19 protein-coding genes are annotated in these 19,582 nt (G+C 26.0%); 10 read left to right on the top strand and 9 right to left on the bottom strand.

The window, feature by feature from the left end; all coding sequences use genetic code 11:
• Positions 1-3: 3 nt before the first annotated feature.
• The 6 genes from X274_RS06400 to X274_RS06375 all read right to left on the bottom strand — a co-directional run bounded on the left by X274_RS06400 (position 4) and on the right by X274_RS06375 (position 7,623).
• The gene (locus X274_RS06400; protein ID WP_047265993.1) at positions 4-1,407 is read right to left on the bottom strand and encodes a chemotaxis protein CheW; all 1,404 of its coding nucleotides are present in this window, start codon (positions 1,405-1,407) and stop codon (positions 4-6) included.
• A 12-nt stretch (positions 1,408-1,419) separates the two neighbouring features.
• Positions 1,420-3,354 carry a methyl-accepting chemotaxis protein gene (locus X274_RS06395; RefSeq protein WP_047265992.1) on the bottom strand — a complete coding sequence of 645 codons (1,935 nt, stop codon included), beginning with the start codon at positions 3,352-3,354 and terminating at the stop codon, positions 1,420-1,422.
• A gap of 119 nt (positions 3,355-3,473) precedes the next feature.
• Positions 3,474-5,363, bottom strand: coding sequence for a chemotaxis protein CheA (locus X274_RS06390; protein ID WP_231580388.1), 1,890 nt, complete (start codon positions 5,361-5,363; stop codon positions 3,474-3,476).
• Positions 5,364-5,370: 7 nt separating this feature from the next.
• Positions 5,371-5,742, bottom strand: coding sequence for a response regulator (locus tag X274_RS06385; RefSeq protein ID WP_047265990.1), 372 nt, complete (start codon positions 5,740-5,742; stop codon positions 5,371-5,373).
• Positions 5,717-6,577 (bottom strand): CheR family methyltransferase, encoded by an 861-nt coding sequence (locus X274_RS06380; RefSeq protein ID WP_047265989.1) that lies wholly within the window; start codon positions 6,575-6,577, stop codon positions 5,717-5,719. Before X274_RS06380 ends, X274_RS06385 begins: the two co-directional genes overlap by 26 nt.
• Positions 6,574-7,623, bottom strand: a complete 1,050-nt coding sequence (locus X274_RS06375) for a HEAT repeat domain-containing protein (RefSeq protein ID WP_047265988.1) — start codon at positions 7,621-7,623, stop codon at positions 6,574-6,576. The genes X274_RS06380 and X274_RS06375 overlap by 4 nt, the downstream gene beginning before the upstream one ends.
• A gap of 184 nt (positions 7,624-7,807) precedes the next feature.
• Here X274_RS06375 and X274_RS06370 point away from each other — a divergent pair, with 184 nt between their 5' ends.
• Complete coding sequence (locus X274_RS06370; protein WP_047265987.1) at positions 7,808-8,806, top strand: sensor histidine kinase; 999 nt, start codon at positions 7,808-7,810, stop codon at positions 8,804-8,806.
• Between the two features lie 2 nt (positions 8,807-8,808).
• Positions 8,809-9,213 (top strand): response regulator transcription factor, encoded by a 405-nt coding sequence (locus tag X274_RS06365; RefSeq protein ID WP_047265986.1) that lies wholly within the window; start codon positions 8,809-8,811, stop codon positions 9,211-9,213.
• Between the two features lie 352 nt (positions 9,214-9,565).
• On the opposite strand, the gene nadE is transcribed toward X274_RS06365, so the two are convergent.
• Positions 9,566-10,408: an NAD(+) synthase gene (gene nadE, locus X274_RS06360; RefSeq protein ID WP_047265985.1), complete on the bottom strand. Its 843-nt coding sequence runs from the start codon at positions 10,406-10,408 to the stop codon at positions 9,566-9,568.
• Positions 10,409-10,523: 115 nt separating this feature from the next.
• On the opposite strand from nadE, the gene X274_RS06355 reads away from it, so the two are divergent.
• Positions 10,524-11,813, top strand: coding sequence for a chemotaxis protein CheW (locus tag X274_RS06355; protein WP_047265984.1), 1,290 nt, complete (start codon positions 10,524-10,526; stop codon positions 11,811-11,813).
• A gap of 202 nt (positions 11,814-12,015) precedes the next feature.
• On the top strand, positions 12,016-13,161 hold the full coding sequence (locus tag X274_RS06350) for an AAA family ATPase (protein ID WP_047265983.1): 1,146 nt from the start codon (positions 12,016-12,018) through the stop codon (positions 13,159-13,161).
• A 176-nt stretch (positions 13,162-13,337) separates the two neighbouring features.
• On the opposite strand, the gene X274_RS06345 is transcribed toward X274_RS06350, so the two are convergent.
• On the bottom strand, positions 13,338-14,162 hold the full coding sequence (locus tag X274_RS06345) for an SDH family Clp fold serine proteinase (protein ID WP_047265982.1): 825 nt from the start codon (positions 14,160-14,162) through the stop codon (positions 13,338-13,340).
• Positions 14,163-14,382: 220 nt separating this feature from the next.
• Here X274_RS06345 and X274_RS06340 point away from each other — a divergent pair, with 220 nt between their 5' ends.
• From X274_RS06340 to X274_RS06315, 6 genes are all read left to right on the top strand, one after another.
• Positions 14,383-14,868, top strand: a complete 486-nt coding sequence (locus X274_RS06340; protein WP_052913212.1) for a methylated-DNA--[protein]-cysteine S-methyltransferase — start codon at positions 14,383-14,385, stop codon at positions 14,866-14,868.
• Between the two features lie 111 nt (positions 14,869-14,979).
• A complete protein-coding gene (locus X274_RS06335) occupies positions 14,980-16,233 on the top strand; it encodes a nicotinate phosphoribosyltransferase (protein WP_047266015.1) in 1,254 nt (417 codons plus the stop codon).
• 1 nt (position 16,234) lies between these two features.
• Positions 16,235-17,110 carry a pyridoxal 5'-phosphate synthase lyase subunit PdxS gene (gene pdxS / locus X274_RS06330; RefSeq protein ID WP_047265981.1) on the top strand — a complete coding sequence of 292 codons (876 nt, stop codon included), beginning with the start codon at positions 16,235-16,237 and terminating at the stop codon, positions 17,108-17,110.
• A 1-nt stretch (position 17,111) separates the two neighbouring features.
• Complete coding sequence (gene pdxT / locus X274_RS06325) at positions 17,112-17,690, top strand: pyridoxal 5'-phosphate synthase glutaminase subunit PdxT (RefSeq protein ID WP_047266014.1); 579 nt, start codon at positions 17,112-17,114, stop codon at positions 17,688-17,690.
• A complete protein-coding gene (locus X274_RS06320) occupies positions 17,690-18,307 on the top strand; it encodes a hypothetical protein (protein WP_047265980.1) in 618 nt (205 codons plus the stop codon). The genes pdxT and X274_RS06320 overlap by 1 nt, the downstream gene beginning before the upstream one ends.
• 1 nt (position 18,308) lies before the next feature.
• Positions 18,309-18,965, top strand: coding sequence for a metallophosphoesterase family protein (locus tag X274_RS06315; protein ID WP_047265979.1), 657 nt, complete (start codon positions 18,309-18,311; stop codon positions 18,963-18,965).
• A gap of 153 nt (positions 18,966-19,118) precedes the next feature.
• On the opposite strand, the gene X274_RS06310 is transcribed toward X274_RS06315, so the two are convergent.
• Positions 19,119-19,582 (bottom strand): PD-(D/E)XK nuclease domain-containing protein (locus tag X274_RS06310; RefSeq protein WP_047265978.1); only part of this gene is annotated, 464 nt, incomplete at its 5' end.

Here is a 19,582-nt window from a genome sequence, read left to right as displayed (position 1 = left end):
TTTTTAATTAAATTTTTTCTTGCTAAGGGGGTCATTTTCTCTTGTTCTTTTATTTATAGTTGCTGTTAAAATAGATTCTTTACTTTTGTTTAGTAATACCAGATCATTTTTCTGAATAATTTTTTTTAAATCCAGTACAAGTATTGTATCTCCATCATAATCCCCAGTTCCCATAACAAATTGATTATCAGACTTAATTTTTATAAAATTCATATGAACTATTTCATTAGCAGAATCTGCAAGAAAAGCTAATTTTTTACCTTCAACTGAAACTACCATTACTCTTGAAAATTCGGTAATATTTACGTGTTTTGTTGATTTAAATCTTTTTTTTAGATCTATAATTGGTATAGCCTCACCGCGCAAATTTATTAATCCTTTTACATAATCAGGTGATTTAGGAATTTTGGTTGTATTGTTTATTTTATTAATTTCTATTATAGACTTTATTTTTATGGCATATTTTTCATTGTCCAATCTGAATAAAATATACTTTTCTTTTTTTATATCATCATTTATATTTTTTTTCTCGCTTTTTTTATTCAATGCTTTTATACTTTCATTTATAATAAAACCAGGTTCTAAAACCATAATTGATTCATTTTTATATTTTAAAAAACCTTTAAAGTTTTTCTTATTTTTTATTATATGCGGAAGTTTTTTTATTTCTGATACATCAACAAAGAAATATGTGTTATCTACTATTAGTCCGGCTTTTATACCTTTAACATTTATAATAATTAATTTTGTATTTTCGTTAATCAAAGTTATCTTATTATACAAACGGTAATTTAAATCCACAATAGGAATCACTTCATCACGCACTGTAATTATCCCTTTAATATATTCAGGAATTTTAGAAATTTTATCCGGAGCTTTATACCTTACAATCTCTTGAATATTGTCAATCATCAGTCCATATTTTTCATGATTTAATTCAAATACCATTATTTTTTTTAATTGTATTTTTTTTCTCTTCATCTTTGAAGTTTTAGTTAATTTTAATTTATTTAATTTTGTTCTTTTTATTTCTATTAAATGTTTCGTATTCAATAATATATAATCTTTATTTTCCTTTTTTAATATTGATTCCACATATTTAGACTTTGATTCTATTTCGCTTTCAACACTGTTCAATATACCTTTTGTTCTATCAACTATTATTCCAAATGGTTTATTTTCCTTTATAATTATAATTTTAGAAAATCTATTTAGATCTTCTTTATATCCTAAACGAACTTTTAAATTTACTACGGGAATAATTTCTCCACGCAAATTTATTAATCCTTGGATATATTCAGGAAAAAGTGGAATTCTTGTTATCTTTTTAATTCTTATAATCTCTATAATTTTTAACATTGGAATGCAATAATTTTGTTTGTTCAACTCAAAAATCAAATAATTCATAAAAACACCCCATTAAAATTGCAAATCGTCCGATTGATCCATAATTTCTTTAACAACTTTAAGCATTTCATTTATTCCTTTTTCGTGTTCTATTGATGCTTTTGAAGCTTCTTCAATTGAAGCAAAGGACTCTTCAACAGCACTTTGTGCCTGTTCAACAGCTCTCCTCGATTGTTCAATTGCAATAACAATTTCAGATATTGAATGTGAAATAATATTATATTTTTCCAACAATTCATTTAAAGATCTTTCCATTTCCTTTAAAGTAAATACTGTAGAAGTCGCTTCTAAAGATTCGGAATATGCTCTTTTTTGATTTTCATACGTATTTTCTTCTGATTTGTTTAAATGTTCATTTATTTCATCCAATACATCTTTAATTGTTTCAAGATTTTCTTCTGAATTAATTGATAAATTTCTTATATCATTTGATACTACATTAAAACCTTTACCATACTCACCTGCTCTTGCTGCTTCAATAAAACCATTAACTGCCAACATATTAATTTGAAGGGACATTTTCTCCATTTTTAAAATTGTTTTATCTATTTGTCTGAAATTCGAAGATATTCTTTTTATGTTTTTATAAACTTTAGAAAACTTTGTATTTGTTATATTTATATTTTCAACTAATGTATTCACTTTTTTTTGATTTTTAACCACTTTTTCAACCGTTTCTTTTAAAAATTCCTCATCTTTTTTATTCATAGATTGTAATTTATGAGAAAACTCAACAAAATTATTTACAAGATTGTTCATATTATCCATTTCTTCAGAAAATACTGAAGAAATTTTTTCCAGCTGCGAAAGATGTTGTTTAATATTTTCTGAACCATTATATGTTTCTTCAATAATTTCAAATAATTCATCAACAGACGTTGATAATAATTCTAAAGATTTTTTATCTTCTGTTGAATTTAATATTCTTTCTGAAATATCAACTAAGTTTTGCGCTGCATGAGAAATATCCATAAAAATCCTCTCTTCCTCCTGCAAAGATATGGATATTTCTTCAGATTCTTTCGATATTTGCTCTGAAAGACTTACCACATTTTCTGCTGAAATCAAATACTTTTCTGATAAATCTGTAAAGGAATTTATTATTTTTATTTCATCCTGTATATTGTTTTTTATTTCTTCAAACTTTGATTTTAATGTATTAAAATATTCACTTATTTCTTTTCCAAGATTACCCTGAATTTCAAAAAAATGATTTAAATCTTCAACACTTTTCATTATAAAATCCATATTTTTCTTTAATTCGATTACATAAGTACTTATATTCTTTGCATGAACTTCGGATACTTCTGCAAGGTTTCTAACTTCTTCTGCAACAACAGCAAATCCGACCCCATATTCTTCTGCTCTTGCTGCTTCAATTGCTGCATTTAAAGATAAAAGATTTGTCTGGTCTGCTATTAACACAACAGAATTTATTATTTCAATTATTTTTTCCGACTTTTCTTTTAATCCGATTATATTATTATTAGTTTCTTTATTAAATTCTATTGTTCTTTTAATAGAACTTATAAGACCTTCAACGCTATTAATTGTTTGTAAAATTTGAACTTGTGATTTATCCGATTCATATAATATTTCATTTGCTGATTTTCTAATTCCCTCAGAATTTTTATTTATTTGATATATTGCGGCCCTTATTTCATGTATTGAATTCGATATTTGTTCTGTTCCTGACGTAATTTGCATCATTGATTTAGAAAGTTCTTCAACACTTGAACTTAATTCCTCAACTGCTGCCAATAATTCTTCTGAAGATGAAGTTAAACTTTCCACTATAACTTGCCTCTTTAATTTTTTTTGTTTCCTTACTCTTTCAATCGCTTTTTTTCTTGCCTCTTCTCGCTTTTTCTTTAATTCTTCATCATTTATTTTTTTTATTTCAGGTATTTTATGAGAATCAGGAATAATTAATTTTTTCTCTTCCATAAAATTTCCCCCTTATATTATCTTACTAATTAGTAATGAAATCTTTTCATTCAATTCAAAGGCTAATGTTGTTTTACCGATACCACCTTTTCTATTAGCAAACACAATAATTTCATTCATTATAGTACCAATTCAGTTGGTTTAAGTATTAAAACAACATCGCCATTTCCTAAAATTGTAGAGCCAAATATATAATCGTGTCTTAAATATTCTGGTAAAGGCTTCATCAAAAATTCGTTTTCTTCAATTATTTTATCTACTAATATAGCTATTTCTTCATTGTTATAGTTTAGAATAATCATAGGCATTAAATCATATTCATATTCTCTTTGAAGAATGTCTTCATATTCATATTTTTTATTTTCTAAAATCCCCCTTAAATCATAAACAGGAATTAACTCATCGTTATAGTCCATAAAAATAATATTTGAAAAATTATGTAATTTATCTTTACTTACTTTTATTATCTGTTCTAAATCATCAAAAGGGAATATATATTTTTCCTCTCCGCTATAAAACATAATACCTTTAACAATATAAAAAGAACTTGGTATTTTTAGAATAAATTTTGTTCCTTCATTAATTTTTGTTTCAACTGTAATAGTCCCGTTTAATTCCTCAATACTTGATTTAACTATATCCATCCCAATCCCACGACCAGATATTTCGTCTACATATTCAGAGGTGCTAAAACCCGGTTCAAATATATAATATATTATCTCTTCATCTGGTAAATTTACATTTAATCCTATTTTTTTCGCTTTTTCTTTAATTAATGCTGGATTTATACCTCTTCCATCATCGCTTATTTCAATAAAAACATAACCGCTTTCATAATATGATTTAATTTTGATTAATCCTTCTTTCCTTTTTCCAATATTTACCCTTTCTTCTGGCAGCTCTATTCCATGATCTATAGCATTTCTAATCAAATGCGTTAATGGATCAATTAATCGCTCTAATATTTGTCTATCAACCTCAACATCTCCACCTATTAATTCAAGATTTATTTCTTTATTCCTGTTTTTGGATAGCTCTCTTATCAACCTTTTATATTTATAAAACAATTCTTTTATTGGCACCATTTTTATCATTTTTATTTGATCCTGTAGCTCCATAGTTATCTTTTCGAGATTTAAGACAATACTTTTGTATTCTTTATATAAGTTTGAAGAAATATTTAATAATTCTTTTAATAGAAAATAAGAAGAATTCTTTAAAGTAATCAATTCACCTACTAAATTCATAATTTTATTTAATTTTTTTATATCAATTCTAATTGTTTCTGAAAATTCTGGTTTATAGTCTATTTCATATATATTATTTGATTTTGACTTAACAAATAATATATTATTAAAATCAATAATACACTTTCTCACCAGTTTTTTGTCATGATTTAATGCATTATCTATTATTTTCTGAAAACTCTGTATTAAATTTTCATTTTTAAGGCGTTTTAAAGCATTAAAAGCCGGATATGCCATTCTTTTCAATTGTGATTCATCATATTTTTCTGCATTTTCTAAATATTCGAAAAATTGTGAAGATATATTCAAAAAAACCTTTAATTTAGCATCTGTTTTATTTTTTTCTAATTCTTCAATATTATTTTTTATTCTATTTAAGAATGGAGTTATATCTATTGATTTATCCATATCTTCAAAAGATTTTGTCAAACTTTTCAATATATCTATACCTTCATATACTTTATCAATATTTCTTATATTTTCTGGATTTCTTTCAAATTCCAATACATAGTCTTCAAGAAAATGCGAAACTTTTTCTATTTTTTTTGCATTTTCAATATATTCTTTAGGAATATCCATAGACAAAAGCAATCTCGAAACACCCTTAATACTATGAAATGCTCTCATTAACGAATTTATAGATTTTGAATTTTGGTTATATTCAAAATCTATCATCACATTTTCAGCAAGATTTATATTTTCATTTAATTCTTCTTTAAAATCATTCAATATACTTTCAATAAAACTCTTATCAAAATGCATTTTCACTTTAGCCATCTCCCAATGCTAATTTCACACTTTCTACCAATGATTCTGGGTCAGATGGCTTTACAATATAAAAATTTGCACCAACCTCAAAACCTTTCATTTTATCTGTTGATTTATCTAATGTTGTTATTATTATTATAGGTATATCTTTATAATTATCATCCTCTCTTATCTTTTTAATTAAAGAGAATCCATCAAGATTAGGCATGTTCAAATCAGTTAAAATTATATCTATTTTTTCTTCTCTATATAAAATATCTAAAGCTTTAGCTCCATCTTCAGCTTCATATATTTCATATCCTGCAGATTTTAAAATATTAGCGTGATAACTTCTCGTCATTTTAGAATCATCTATTATTAATATTTTGCGCATTAATTGTCCCCTCCCTAACAGGTTTTCTATATAAAATAAAATTATTAGCTTTAACAATTTGGAAAGCGTTTGTTATCCTGTTTATAGATTCAGAATGCCCAAGAAATATGTATCCACCATCATTCAACATTAAATAAAATCTTTCAATTATTCTCCTTCGAATATCATCTGTGAAATAAATAAATACATTTCTACAAAAAATAAAATCATAATTATTATCAAGTTTTTTATAAGTTTCATCTTTAATTAAATTTAAATTATAAATATTTACATTTTTTTTGATTTTTTCTTTTATTTTGTATAATCCTTTATTTAGTTTTTCAAAATACTTTTTCAAATATACCTGTGGAACATCCCTAATTGCATATTGACCATATATACCAGCCACTGCTTTTTTTACCATATTACCATCAATATCAAGAGCATCAATTTTAAATGAATAATTTGAATCAAGCATTTCGTTTAAAATTATAGACAATGTATAAGGTTCTTCTCCTGAAGCACATCCTGCTGAAAGAACTTTTATTGTTTTATTCTTTTTATGTTCTAAAACTTCCTTCAATGCATATTCTGCAAAAGTTTGCAATTGAAGAAATTCTCTAAAAAAATATGTTTCATTTACTGTAATTTCGTTAATGAGTTTCGCCATTTCAATATCTGCATATTCGCTGTTTTTTAAAAAATTAAAATATATTTCAGGATCATCTAACATCAATTTTCTCATTCTTCTGAGAACTCGATTCTTAAAATAATATATTCTTTTATCTTCGACATATATTCCTGTTTTTTCATATATATAATCCCTCAACTGATTAAAGTTTAACACATCTATCATTCTTCTATCTCCAAATCTTTAAATATTTCTTCCGCCATAAATTTCATTTGTTCAGGAAGTTCGTTTATCTTATTTAACATTTCTTTTTTCAGTGAAATTATTTTTCTTTCATTTACAATTTCTACCGCAGCTATTAATCCCTCATTTTTTAAATGCACTATATTATTCTTTAATATCTCAACAATTTCATCTTCTAAAAGATTATTTAAAATTATCAATATATCATATTTATATTCATCTGGAATATTTTCTTTTAAGAGTTCCGATAAAATATCTAATATTTCTTTTTTTAATTTAGAGTAAATGTAGATTTTTTTTGCATGTTTTGAAAGAAAATCCAAAAATTCTTTTAATATTAACTCCTTTTTTTCTGATCTTTTGAAAAACTCCACACACTCATACATATCTTTTCTTTTAAATATATATTTTGCATATGGAATATACAAATATGTACTATTAATGGTTTTAAGCTTTTCGCTTACTATCCTATCTGTATTTTCATTACCAATAATAGATAGCGTTTCTAAGATTGTAGAAATCAAAAATAAATTTTTTGTATTCGACAATTTTAATGCTATTTTTTCTGCATATTCCCTCGCTCCAAGCAATCCCAGATATTCTACAGCTGCTATTTGATTATTTATATCAGAATCATCGAGGCATTTTGCAATTAATGGAATAGCTTCTTTTGCATCTGTTCTATATAAACCATCTAATGCATATTTTCTAAAATCCTTATCTTCCGATTCTAACAATTTACTTAAAACCTTCATTTTTTTTGAAAAACTTAAAAGAGAGAGCATAAGCTCTTTAAGTAATAAATTTTCCTCTTTCAATAATTCCAGAAAGATATCATCCGATATACTGTCTAAATTTAAATGCTTTAAAGTATAAATAATGGATTCTTGTATGATGATATCGTTTTCATTTTTTAATATAACTAAAAGTTCCTTTGCAAAGACATCTCTTTTTTCATTTTCTATAATTTTAAGAGCTTTTAAAACTTCATTTTTGTCCTTTGAATAAAGCATAGTATGAAGTTCCATAAAAGTCACCTCTATTATTATAAATACCAAACTTATGATTATACCGGATATAAATTTTACTTTTTATTTGAAAAATAGTATAATATAATATATATTATTAATCTTTATTTAAATTATATCACAAAAATTAGAACATAGAAACTCCAAATTATATACTATATTTTTCAAAATAAAGGTGATTTTTATGAATTTAAAAAATAATAATAATTCGGAGATTCTTCAGTCATTACTCGATTTTTCACTAAAAATTTCTTCACTTTATATTTCTTTAAATACACTCAACAAGAGTGAAATAATTGATAATTTTATCAGCTTATTAGTTGATTATAAACTTATTTCCAGTTATTCGATATATAAAAAATCAAAATATCAATTTAATATATTTGGACACAAATATTACTATAATATAGATAATAATATTCCAACAAATATAAAGGAATATATTATAAAAATGATAAATACATACTCGTCAATGCTTGAATACACCTTTAAACATATACATCATCAAAAAGATTTTGATTATCTAAATATAGCAAATAACCTTATTATTGGAATGTTTCATGAAATAAATAATCCTTTATCTGTAATTTTAATGAAAACAGAAATGCTTTCAAAAAATATTGATAAAAAATATGAAAAGGATATTAAATTAATTTCTGATAATCTATACAAAATAATTGAAATAACAAATCTTTTCAGAAGTCTTGTAAAAAGAACTGAAATTAAATCCAGACTTAATTTAATAGATATACTAAAAAGCGTTGTGAAATTCATGAGATACAAAGCCGGTTCAAAAATTGAAATAAATCTTAACTACGAAAATAATTCATATTATATATACGGAAATAAACAGGAGTTAATGATAGTTTTTTCAAATCTCATAGAGAATTCAATTGAAGCTATACAAGAAACAAATAAAAATGGAATTATCAATATTCAACTTGAAAAGTTACCTACATTTTATATTGTTACAATAAAAGATAATGGCATTGGAATTTCAGATAAAAATATAAACAGAATTTTTGAACCATTTTTCACTACAAAATCCAAAAGAGGTATGGGATATGGATTATTTTTTGTTTATAACATTTGTATGAAGCATAATATAGAAATCAATGTTGAAAGTAATTTTAAAAAAGGAACAAAATTCATTTTAAAAATTCCAAAAGTAAAGGAGGAATAATTATGTCATGGAAAATTTTAATTGTTGATGATGAATCTGGAATAAGAGAAGTTTTAAAAGACTATATTGAAATGAATTTTGAACACACAAAAATAGAAACTGCAGAAAATGCTGATATTGCTCTAAAAAAAATAAATGAAGATCAATTTCACGTTGTTTTATTGGATATTGTAATGCCAGGATTAGATGCTTTTGAATTTTTAAAAAAAGTAAAAAATTTAAACTCTTTAATTCATATAATAATGATTACAGGAAATTCTACAATGGAAAGAGTTGTTGAAGCCATAGAAGCTGGTGCAGATGATTATATATTAAAACCTTTTTCAACAAAAGAAATAGAAGAAATTTTAAAATGTTCATTTGCAAAAATAGAAAGATGGAGAAATGCTTTTAGAAACTCATTTTAATTTTTTATTATAAGAGTGCCCAAAAAGTCAAATTCACTCAGACAGCGATTATCCTTAAAATTATTCATTCTCAGCCGTCGCTCAAACAATACATCGTGTATTGTTTCGCAGCATTACATCCATGTAATTTTGACGACTTCCATTCACGCTTAGATTTTTTAGGTATAAAAAATCTAAGGGAAAAGGAGAGCAATAGCTCAAAGGTTTTTTTATTAAAATCCAATTTTTTAATCCAATAACCCACCGTAGGTGTGTTAAGGGCAATCTTCGAATCTTCGTTTCATTTTAGACTTTTTAGACAATATATTTTATTATTATAATACTTCAAATTAAATATTACATCTATAAATATTTAATTATTTTTATAAAAATCCATATGAATATTTTTTATTTCTCTATATTTTGCAGCTTTTAAAAACATTTTCACCTTTTTTACCATATCTAAATTCTCATCAGATAAATCCTTATTGTTCTCTATTTTTAACAAAATCCTATCCAGATCTTTATAAGTAATACCCATGGCGTATTCGTCAGTAATTCCGGGAATCAAATCTGGCGATGGCGATTTGCTTATTATTTTTTCTGGAATATTTAATTCTTTTGCCAGATCAAATACCTGTGTTTTATATAAATGCATTATTGGTTCTATATCCACAGAATCATCTCCATATTTAACATAAAAACCTACTTTTAATTCCGTTTTATTTGTTGTACCAATTACAGCATAATTAATTTGCTCTGCATAAAAATACAATAATACCATTCTTATTCTATGTTTTATTCTATAATAAGCCAATCCTTTCAAAAAATCCTTATCACCTTTATTCATTAAATCATCTGTATAGTTTCTTTTTTTAAATTCCTTTCTCACATATTTTTCCTGAATTTTTCTTGGAATAAAAAATGTGGAAGGTTCTAAATTATAAACTCCAATTTTCTTTAATATTGGAGAAATATTTATGACTTTATATTTTATACCAAGAAATTCACATACCATTTTTGCATCATTAACAGTTTCAGGTGATGAATCCCTTTCTGGCAAAATTAAGCCCATCACATTGCTATTTCCAATGGCCTCTACACAGAGTTTTCCAACAACTGCTGAATCTATACCTCCACTAATGCCTATAACAACTCCATTATAATTGTATTTTTTTAAATTTTCTACAATAAACTTTTTAATCATGTCAATCATAATTTCCCCCCAATACTGATCTCAATAATATTATAACTTATATTATGAAAAATAACAAATTTTGTTGTATAATATAAATATAAGATTAATAAATTGAATGAAAGGTGGTGAAGAGATGCCACAATATATAACGATAATATTAAACAAAGAAAAATATGCGTTAAATATGGAAAATGTACAGGAGGTCATAAAAAAGTATAATATTGTAAAAATTCCAGGAGCAGATGATTATATTATTGGGATAATAAATCTTCGAGATAAAACAATCCCTATAATGAATCTAAAAAATAAATTAAATTTAAAAGGCGTTATAACAGATGATTATAAAATTGTAATTTTAACAAAAAAAGGAAATAAACTTGGAGTTATAGTAGACGATACTACAGAAATAATAAATGTAGAAAAACAGAATATAGAAAAACTTAAAAATTCCGAATTTTATTCAAATGTTATTAGAGCAAATAATAATGTATATAAGGTTATAGATATTGATAAAATATTTGATATTAATTTAAAAAATCTTGTAGAAAAAGATGAAAAGGATAAAGAAAAAATTCATGAAAATTTAATTCAGATACTAAAATTCAAATTAGGAAATGAGATAATGGCAATACCTGTGGAGAATGTACAGGAAATAGTTAAAAAACCAGAAATATATACAGTACCAGATATGCCAGAATTTATAAAAGGAGTTACATCATTAAGAGGTGAAATTATACAGATAATAGATTTAAATTCCATATTTAAAAAAAGGGATATTAATTTAAAAGAGTTAATAATAACGAAAATAAATGGGATAAAATTTGGACTGCACGTTGAAGAGATTAAAAATATCGTAAGTATAAAAGAGGAAGATATAAACAAATTACCCATAACTTCAAAAAATTCTAAAATAATTGGTGTAATACATTTACGTGATGAAATAATTGCTCTATTAAATTTAGAAAAAATATTTGATGAACTTGGACTAACAATAAAAGAAGATTTATTAAAAGAAGAAAAAATTATCGAAAAGAGTGAAGAATCAAAATTATATTTAATTTTCAAACTTTTAAAAGAGCATTATGCCATAGAAATAGAAAAAGTAAGGGAAGTTACGGTAGTCGAAAAAACAACAGATGTTGTAAATATAAGAGGTGAAGTAATTCCCCTGATAGATTTAAACCAGATATTTTATAAAAAAAACAATAATTCTAAAAACGTAGTGATAATAAAAGGGCAGAATAAAGATTATGGTTTAATTGTGGATGAAGTTGATGAAATAAAAAGGGCAGAAATTCATGAGATAGAATCTGTTCCAGAAGAAATTCAATCATCTACATCAAGCGGCAAGTATTTAAAAAATATTATTAATAAAAAAGATTTATTGATTTTTGTTCTTGATCCTGAGAAAATAACTCAATAAATTCATAGGATATATAAATAAGACCAGGTATTTCCTGGTCTTATTTATTTTTTGATACAGTAAAATTTGAAACTCCATTTTTGAGAGTTTCTTATATTGTCGAAGATAGTCGAAACTTGTCGAAGTTGTCGACTATGTCGAAGATAATATGGTATAATATATGTAAATAATAAATTATAATATTATACAAAGAGGTGTAATAATGGAATTAGGAAAAATAATAGAAAGACTTATAGATAAACCTTTAGATGAAAAAAATAAAAATTTACTTGTTAATAGAGATAAAGAATTTGAGTTGATTAATTTGATTATAAATTATCAACCATATGGTATATATGGAATATGTGGAGAGACTGGTATTGGCAAAACCACAGTTATAAATAACATACATACAGATTTTTATACTATAAAAATTTCTTTATCTCAAAGAGAAAGTCAGGATACAATATTATACGATATTTTATATAATATATCTGCAAAAACAGAAAAAGATATAGAAATATCCAGTGAAATAAAAGAATGGATTTTAGAGGAAATATCTTATATAAAAGGATTTGCAATAGGAGTTAAATTTTTTGGTAATGGTGATATATCTAATCAAAAACAGAAAACTCCAAGGTTTAATTATTTTAAGGCTAAAGAATATTTGAATAAATTAACTGATGAGTTGATAAAAAAATATAAAAAGGTTGTTTTAATAATTGATGAACTCGATAAAGAAAGCAAAAAAGAAGTTTTATTAGTTTTAGATAATTTAAAATTGGAATTACAAAAGGAAGGTTTTGTTGTTATGGTTTCATTACCATATTCTATTTATAGAGAATATAAATTTGATAGAATGCATAGAAATGAGAGCGGAAATTTAGAAAATGTGATAAAAGATATTATATACTTAAGAGAATTTACTAATAGCGAAATAAAGGAAATTCTTATAAAAAGAATAAAAGAATTTATTTATTATTTTAATGAAAGTGTAATAGACCTAATTGTAGATTATTCTGATGGTAATCCAAGAGATGCTTTTTGGATAACTCAAAAGTTAGTTTTTGAAGCATTATCCAAAAAATTAAGTAAAATTGACAAAATATTTGCTGAAGAAACAATAAAGAATATTGTAAATGAATATTTAAATGAAATTTCTTTGACAGAAAAACAAAAATTAATGATAGACGAAGATTTGTTTCCAGGTAAGAAAGAAGAAATATTAAAAAAAGCAATAGAAAATAAAAAATTTCCACGATCTACAGCATATTCTATTTTTGATAAATTATTAAAAACTGGGATAATAATTGAACAAAATGGAATTTACAGACTTTCAGGAAAAAGTAAATATTTGTATATAAATTAAAGTTGTCGAAGATAGTCGAAACTTGTCGAAGTTGTCGACTATGCCGAAAAGTTCTGAGGGATATCCTCAGAACTTTTATATTATTACATATTACACATATATATTTAAAATTTTAATACTATATTATTATAATTGCAGTGATTAAAACCTATTATTCAAAGTTAAAACCAGATGTTCTATTTTTTATTTGTATAAGATACAAATTCTACAGTTCCTCTTTGTCTAATTGGTTGTGAATATAAATCCATTAGTGCATATACTTCTTCAGGCATATCTGTTGAAATATTTAATCCAAGTTCTTTAGCTTCTTCAACTGTTATTGGATAATCATGTGTCCATCTTCCTTCAGTTAATGTTCGAGATAATTCTTTAGCTTTTTCTTCATCCATATTATTCTTTAAAACATTAAAAATAAATCTTTGAACTTGAGATATAGACTTTTTTGCCACATCTGCTAATATTAATGTTTGATCATCAACCTTATCCACACCTTTTTGCTCTACAACTTTAACAATACTTGGTGCAGGGTTTTGACCTAATTGTGGATCAACAGGACCTAACACAGCATGTTTATCCATAATAATTTGGTCTGCAGCTAAAGAAATTAATGTTCCACCACTCATAGCATAATGTGGAACAATAACTCTTGTTTCGGCTGGATGATCATGTAAAGCTTTAGCTATTTGTGTAGCTGCTAAAACAAGTCCGCCTGGAGTATGTATAATTAAATCAATAGGTTTATCCTTTGGTGCTTTTCTAATAGCTCTTAAAATTTCTTCGCTATCCTCAACATTTATATATTTATAAAAAGGAAAACCTAAAAAACCCATACTTTCCTGTCTGTGAATTAAAGTAATAACAGTAGAGTTTCTTTTTTTTGATAAAGAGGATAATAATGCTTTTCTTCCGGCGATTAATTGTGCAAACTTCATTTGTGGTCCCATTAATATGTAGAAAATAAAAATCCACCATAATAAGGTACCTAAAAATCCTGTAGTCATAAAACTCCTCCTTTTAAATAATTCTATTATTGTAATTATAACATTATTTCATTTAAAAAACTAATATTCAATTAAAATATATAACCATGAAAAAAATTTCATAATTAAAAATTTTTAATTAATATTAAGGATTATTTGTCTATATTTGAAATATATTAGTATATGAATATCAAAGATTTTTTGGTATACTACAATAAAAGTATACAATGGAGATGATAAAATGAATAAATTTGTTATAAATGTTAATTATAGTAGTATAATAGGATTTGTGAAAAACAATAGAATTTTTAAAATAGAATTTTCTGCAGCAGCTAAAGAGTATTATGATGCATACACGAAAGATTTTTATTATAAAATTAAAGAGTATTTGTCCGGAAAAGATGTCTTAAATGAAATTCCATATGAAATACATTATAAAAGTGATTTTGAAAAAGATGTTCTTACCGCTTTAAAAAAAGTGAAGTTTGGAAATGTTGTTTCATACAAAGAGTTAGCAATAATGTCAGGCCATCCATACGCATCGAGGGCAGTTGGTAGTATTATGGCTAAAAACGTTTTACCTTTAATATTTCCATGTCATCGTGTAATAAAAAATAAAGGTATTCTTGGAAATTATGGCGGAAAATCTGAATTAAAAAAATATTTTTTAAGACTTGAAGGTTTAATAATAGAAAATGACAGAATAATTTCATATAACAAACTTTAACGAATATAAAACATTTAAGAATAAATTTAAATATATAATTAATTTGAGGTGATTAAATTGTCAAAAAGACTACATCCAAAAGTTTTTAAAGTCCCTATTGATAGAATAAGAATGGGGTATTATTCCGATAAATATTTTACGAGATATGTTGAGGTTTTGAAAAAAGACAAAAAGCACGTTAACGTGCTTTACCAATATTTTCCAAGAAAAGACTGTGTTGTGGTTGGGATTGATGAAGCATTAGCAATTTTACGTTTTGGAACAGGATATTATAAGAATGAAGAAAAAGCAAATGATTTATTTAACCAAATTTTAAATCTGGAAAAAGCACTTCAAAATGCAGCACATAATATGGATAAAGATGAACTTTTGAAGATAACATCAAAAAAATGGGATTTAAGAATGATGCTAAATGATTTATGGGTAGATAAATGGAATGAAATAGAAGTAAAAGCCTTATATGATGGCGATATTGCAAATAATATGGAACCAATTCTTACTATAGAAGGAGATCCAGCTTATTTTGGATATTTAGAAACAATATTACTCGGAGTACTTGCAAGGGCTACATCAACCGCAACAGCTGTAAAAAAAGTCGTAGATGTTGCGAATGGGAAGCCTATACTATTTTTCAGTGCAAGATTCGACCATTTCTGGGTACAAGCTACTGATGGTTACGCCGCTTTAAAAGCTGGTGCATTTGGTGTGTCAACAGATGCTAATGCAGATTATTGGGGTGTTGAATCAATGGGGACAATTCCTCATGCATTAATTGCATCATATGACGGCGATACAACAGAAGCAGCTATAGCTTTTGATAAACATATCGATGAAAAGGTAAATCGAATAGTACTTGTAGATTGGGATAATGATGTTATTGGAACAACATTAAAGTTAGTATCGAAATTTTATGAATATATTACTGGAAAAACATTTAAGCCAGGTATTACAGATCCATCTATAATAATAGGTGAAGGGAAAAATAAAATATGGGGAGTTAGATTTGATACATCTGGAAGTCTCCGGGATAAAAGCGTAATACCAAAAGATAGATCATCATTAGGAGTAAATCCGGAATTAGTATGGAGAGCAAGACAGATTTTTGATAGCAATGGGTTAAAAAATCTAAAAATACTTGTTTCTGGAGGATTTGATGCTGAAAAAATTAAATTATTTGAAACGTTAGATGTTCCCGTAGATAGTTATGGTGTTGGTTCAAAATTATTAAAAGAAAAAATAGATTTTACAGCAGATATCGTTGAGGTTAACGGAAAACATTGTGCAAAGGTTGGAAGAAAAAAAGGTGATTTATCCCGATTAACTACAATTTCAAAAAAATATTGGGAAGAAAAGGGAGGCATATAAAATGGAAAAAGGTACATGGGTGGTAAAAAAAGGGTTTGCAGAAATGTTTAAAAATGGTGTTATTATGGACGTAACAACAGCAGAACAAGCAAAAATTGCTGAAGAAGCTGGTGCAGTTGCCGTTATGGCACTTGAAAGAGTTCCTGCAGATATTAGAAAAGCTGGTGGAGTTGCAAGAATGGCAAGCATTTCTAAAATAAAAGAAATAATGGAAGCAGTTTCAATTCCAGTTATGGCAAAGGTTAGAATTGGCCATATTGCTGAAGCAAGAATTTTAGAAGCTTTAGGTGTGGATTTTATAGATGAATCAGAAGTTTTAACTCCTGCTGATAATAAATATCATTTAAACAAACATGATTATAAAGTACCATTTGTTTGTGGAGCAAGAAATTTAGGTGAAGCTTTAAGAAGAATAGCAGAAGGTGCTGCAATGATTAGAACAAAAGGTGAAGCTGGAACAGGAAATGTTGTAGAAGCGGTTAAACATATGAGACAGGTCATGGATGAAGTAAGATTAGTTCAAAATATGCCAGAGGAAGAATTGGTAACTTATGCAAAACAAATTGGAGCTCCTGTTGATTTAGTTGCAGAGGTTAAGAAATTAGGAAGACTACCTGTAGTTAATTTTGCAGCAGGTGGTGTAGCAACACCGGCAGATGCTGCATTAATGATGTTATTAGGTGCAGATGGGGTTTTCGTTGGTTCAGGTATTTTTAAATCAAAAGAACCTAAAAAAATGGCAAAAGCTATAGTTGAAGCCGTGTTACATTATGATGATCCAGAGAAATTGGCAAAAATAAGCGAAGATGTTGGTGAAGCTATGGAGGGATTGGAAATAGACCAATTGGATGTTCATTTACAGGAAAGAGGTTGGTAAGGTGAAAATTGGTGTATTGGGTGTTCAGGGAGATATTCGTGAACATGCAAATATGATTGAAAAAATAGGACATACACCCGTTAGAGTTAAATCTATAGAAACCTTAAATGATGTTGCTGGTTTAATAATACCTGGTGGTGAAAGTACTACTATATCAAAACTGATGAAAAAAGTTGGTTTATGGGAAGAATTAAAGAAAAAAGCCATGAATGGATTTCCAGTTTTTGGAACATGTGCAGGAATGATAGTTGTTTCTAAGGGGATAGCTAATTATCCCCAACAAGAAACAATGGGATTAATAGATATATATGTTGAAAGAAATGCATATGGAAGACAGGTATTTTCTTTTGAGGAGATTTTAAGTTTTCAAGGAAAAGATATAAAAGTTACATTTATAAGAGCTCCAAAAATAGTAAAATATGGAGAAAATATTGAAAGATTAATAGAATTCAAGGATGCACCAGTTCTTGTTAGACAGGATAATATTTTAGTTGCCTCATTTCATCCAGAAATAGAAGATGACCCTTCAGTTCATCAATATTTTATAGAACAAATGGTGGCAAAAAAGCAGGTGAAATAATGATACCTTTACATGGATTTTTATCTCATTTTGTTGCAGATCATGCATTTTCTAATGTATATTCTGAAAAATTAAAATCAAAGAATAATTTAACAACACATATAGCGTGGAGTATTATATCTATTTTAGCATTTACATTTGACTCATTAAAAAATCCTTTTGGGATAATAGCTTTTTTAGTTTTAATCACATATCATATATTTATTGATATATATAGAATAAAAGGAACAAATTTAAAAAGAGAAATTTTATATCTTATAGGTGCTTTGATTATTAATCTAATATTTTATAAAGTTTATATGAACTCATATATTTCAAATGAATTTATATATTATTTAATTGGAATGATGGTTGCCACAAGTTTTGGTTCATTTATTGAAAGAACATATAATATCATTGATAAACAGATAAAAGATACAGCAGGTGCTTCTGAAAGACTGGCAATATATATATTTCTCAGTAAATTTAAAATAGAATGGGTATTAATCTCAATATTTGCTGGTTTATTATATAGATTTTTTATCGTAAAACAAAAATCTAAAGAATGGATTTTTTCACCTGTTTATGGTGTTATAATATCATCTATCTGGCTGTTGATTATGAAAGGTATTTTCTAAGATGATATGGATAATATCAGATATACATGGAATGTATGAAAATTTGCTTGGTATATTAAATGAAATATCGGAAAATGATAGGATAATTTTCCTGGGTGATTATATTGATCGAGGACCTGATTCAAAAAAGGTCCTCGACTTGTTGATGAAATTAAAAAATAGAGCCATTTTTTTAAAAGGTAATCATGAAGATATGATGATTGATTATATAGAAAAAAAAGGAAAATATGCAGAAGGTGTATGGTTTAGAAATGGGGCATCAGCCACCTTAAAAAGTTTTAATAATAATATAGAAGAAAAATATATTAAATTTATAAAATCTTTAAAATTATATCATATGGAACAAATAAATAAACAAAAATATTTATTTGTTCATGGTGGAGTTAGATATGGAATAAAATTAGCAGATCAAAATGAAAAAGATTTACTCTGGATAAGAGATGAATTTTATATGAAAAATAAAAGATATGAATATTATATTATAATTCATGGACACACACCAACCTTCAATATAACAGGAAAATATGAAATATATTTTCATAAAAATGAAAAAAATAAAATTATAAGTATAGATATAGATACAGGATGTGTGTATGGTGGAAAACTATCAGCACTTGGTATTGATGAAAAAAACTATTATAAAATAATTTCAGTGTAAATTTTAACTTTTTATTAAAAATTAATAAAACATATAAAACTTTTGAAAATGTGAGAAAAAACTCTATATTTAGTAATATTTTATAATAATCTCCATTAATCAACTATTATCAATTTGCACAGAATTTTGGATAGTTCCGTTCGGTTATTACTTTTATTTTGCTTCTTTTCCAACAAAGACAATTATATACTTTTTCATCGTTTCATTTTTTGTATTTAATTTATATGATTTCTTGTATTTTTCTATTTGTTCTTTTGCCTGTTTTATTTTCATTTTTAATTTTTCTTCTGTGTATTCTTTTTGCTTTATGTATTTTACTTCTATTATCGCTTCATATGGCACTTCTTCATATCTTTTGAACATTGCTATGTCTATATACCCATTTTCTACTGGATATTCCATTTTTACCATTGCATATGGCGTTAATACTAAATAACTATACATTATTGCTTTTATGTATTTTTCATCTAATCCCATGAATATTCTGTTGTCCATTTTGTTCAGTAGGCTTTCTATTTCTTTTGCAAATGGTTCTATTTCTCCGTCTGATAGTATCGTTATTACTGCTCTTTCTATTGGCTCTGGGTCTTTGTCTTCTGTTAGTTTTTCTTCTATGT

It is taken from the genome of Marinitoga sp. 1155 (assembly GCF_001021175.1).
Taxonomy (GTDB): Bacteria; Thermotogota; Thermotogae; order Petrotogales; family Petrotogaceae; genus Marinitoga.
Note: the sequence above shows the minus strand (reverse complement) of the source record. Positions and strands in the feature narration are given on the sequence as shown.

Bases quoted from the DNA above. Each gene is read 5' to 3' on its own strand.
- X274_RS06400 (WP_047265993.1), bottom strand. From the start codon at position 1,407: ATGAATTATTTGATTTTTGAGTTGAACAAACAAAATTATTGCATTCCA.
- X274_RS06395 (WP_047265992.1), bottom strand. From the start codon at position 3,354: ATGGAAGAGAAAAAATTAATTATTCCTGATTCTCATAAAATACCTGAA.
- X274_RS06390 (WP_231580388.1), bottom strand. From the start codon at position 5,363: ATGCATTTTGATAAGAGTTTTATTGAAAGTATATTGAATGATTTTAAA.
- X274_RS06385 (WP_047265990.1), bottom strand. From the start codon at position 5,742: ATGCGCAAAATATTAATAATAGATGATTCTAAAATGACGAGAAGTTAT.
- X274_RS06380 (WP_047265989.1), bottom strand. From the start codon at position 6,577: ATGATAGATGTGTTAAACTTTAATCAGTTGAGGGATTATATATATGAA.
- X274_RS06375 (WP_047265988.1), bottom strand. From the start codon at position 7,623: ATGGAACTTCATACTATGCTTTATTCAAAGGACAAAAATGAAGTTTTA.
- X274_RS06370 (WP_047265987.1), top strand. From the start codon at position 7,808: ATGAATTTAAAAAATAATAATAATTCGGAGATTCTTCAGTCATTACTC.
- X274_RS06365 (WP_047265986.1), top strand. From the start codon at position 8,809: ATGTCATGGAAAATTTTAATTGTTGATGATGAATCTGGAATAAGAGAA.
- nadE (WP_047265985.1), bottom strand. From the start codon at position 10,408: ATGATTGACATGATTAAAAAGTTTATTGTAGAAAATTTAAAAAAATAC.
- X274_RS06355 (WP_047265984.1), top strand. From the start codon at position 10,524: ATGCCACAATATATAACGATAATATTAAACAAAGAAAAATATGCGTTA.
- X274_RS06350 (WP_047265983.1), top strand. From the start codon at position 12,016: ATGGAATTAGGAAAAATAATAGAAAGACTTATAGATAAACCTTTAGAT.
- X274_RS06345 (WP_047265982.1), bottom strand. From the start codon at position 14,162: ATGACTACAGGATTTTTAGGTACCTTATTATGGTGGATTTTTATTTTC.
- X274_RS06340 (WP_052913212.1), top strand. From the start codon at position 14,383: ATGAATAAATTTGTTATAAATGTTAATTATAGTAGTATAATAGGATTT.
- X274_RS06335 (WP_047266015.1), top strand. From the start codon at position 14,980: ATGGGGTATTATTCCGATAAATATTTTACGAGATATGTTGAGGTTTTG.
- pdxS (WP_047265981.1), top strand. From the start codon at position 16,235: ATGGAAAAAGGTACATGGGTGGTAAAAAAAGGGTTTGCAGAAATGTTT.
- X274_RS06320 (WP_047265980.1), top strand. From the start codon at position 17,690: ATGATACCTTTACATGGATTTTTATCTCATTTTGTTGCAGATCATGCA.
- X274_RS06315 (WP_047265979.1), top strand. From the start codon at position 18,309: ATGATATGGATAATATCAGATATACATGGAATGTATGAAAATTTGCTT.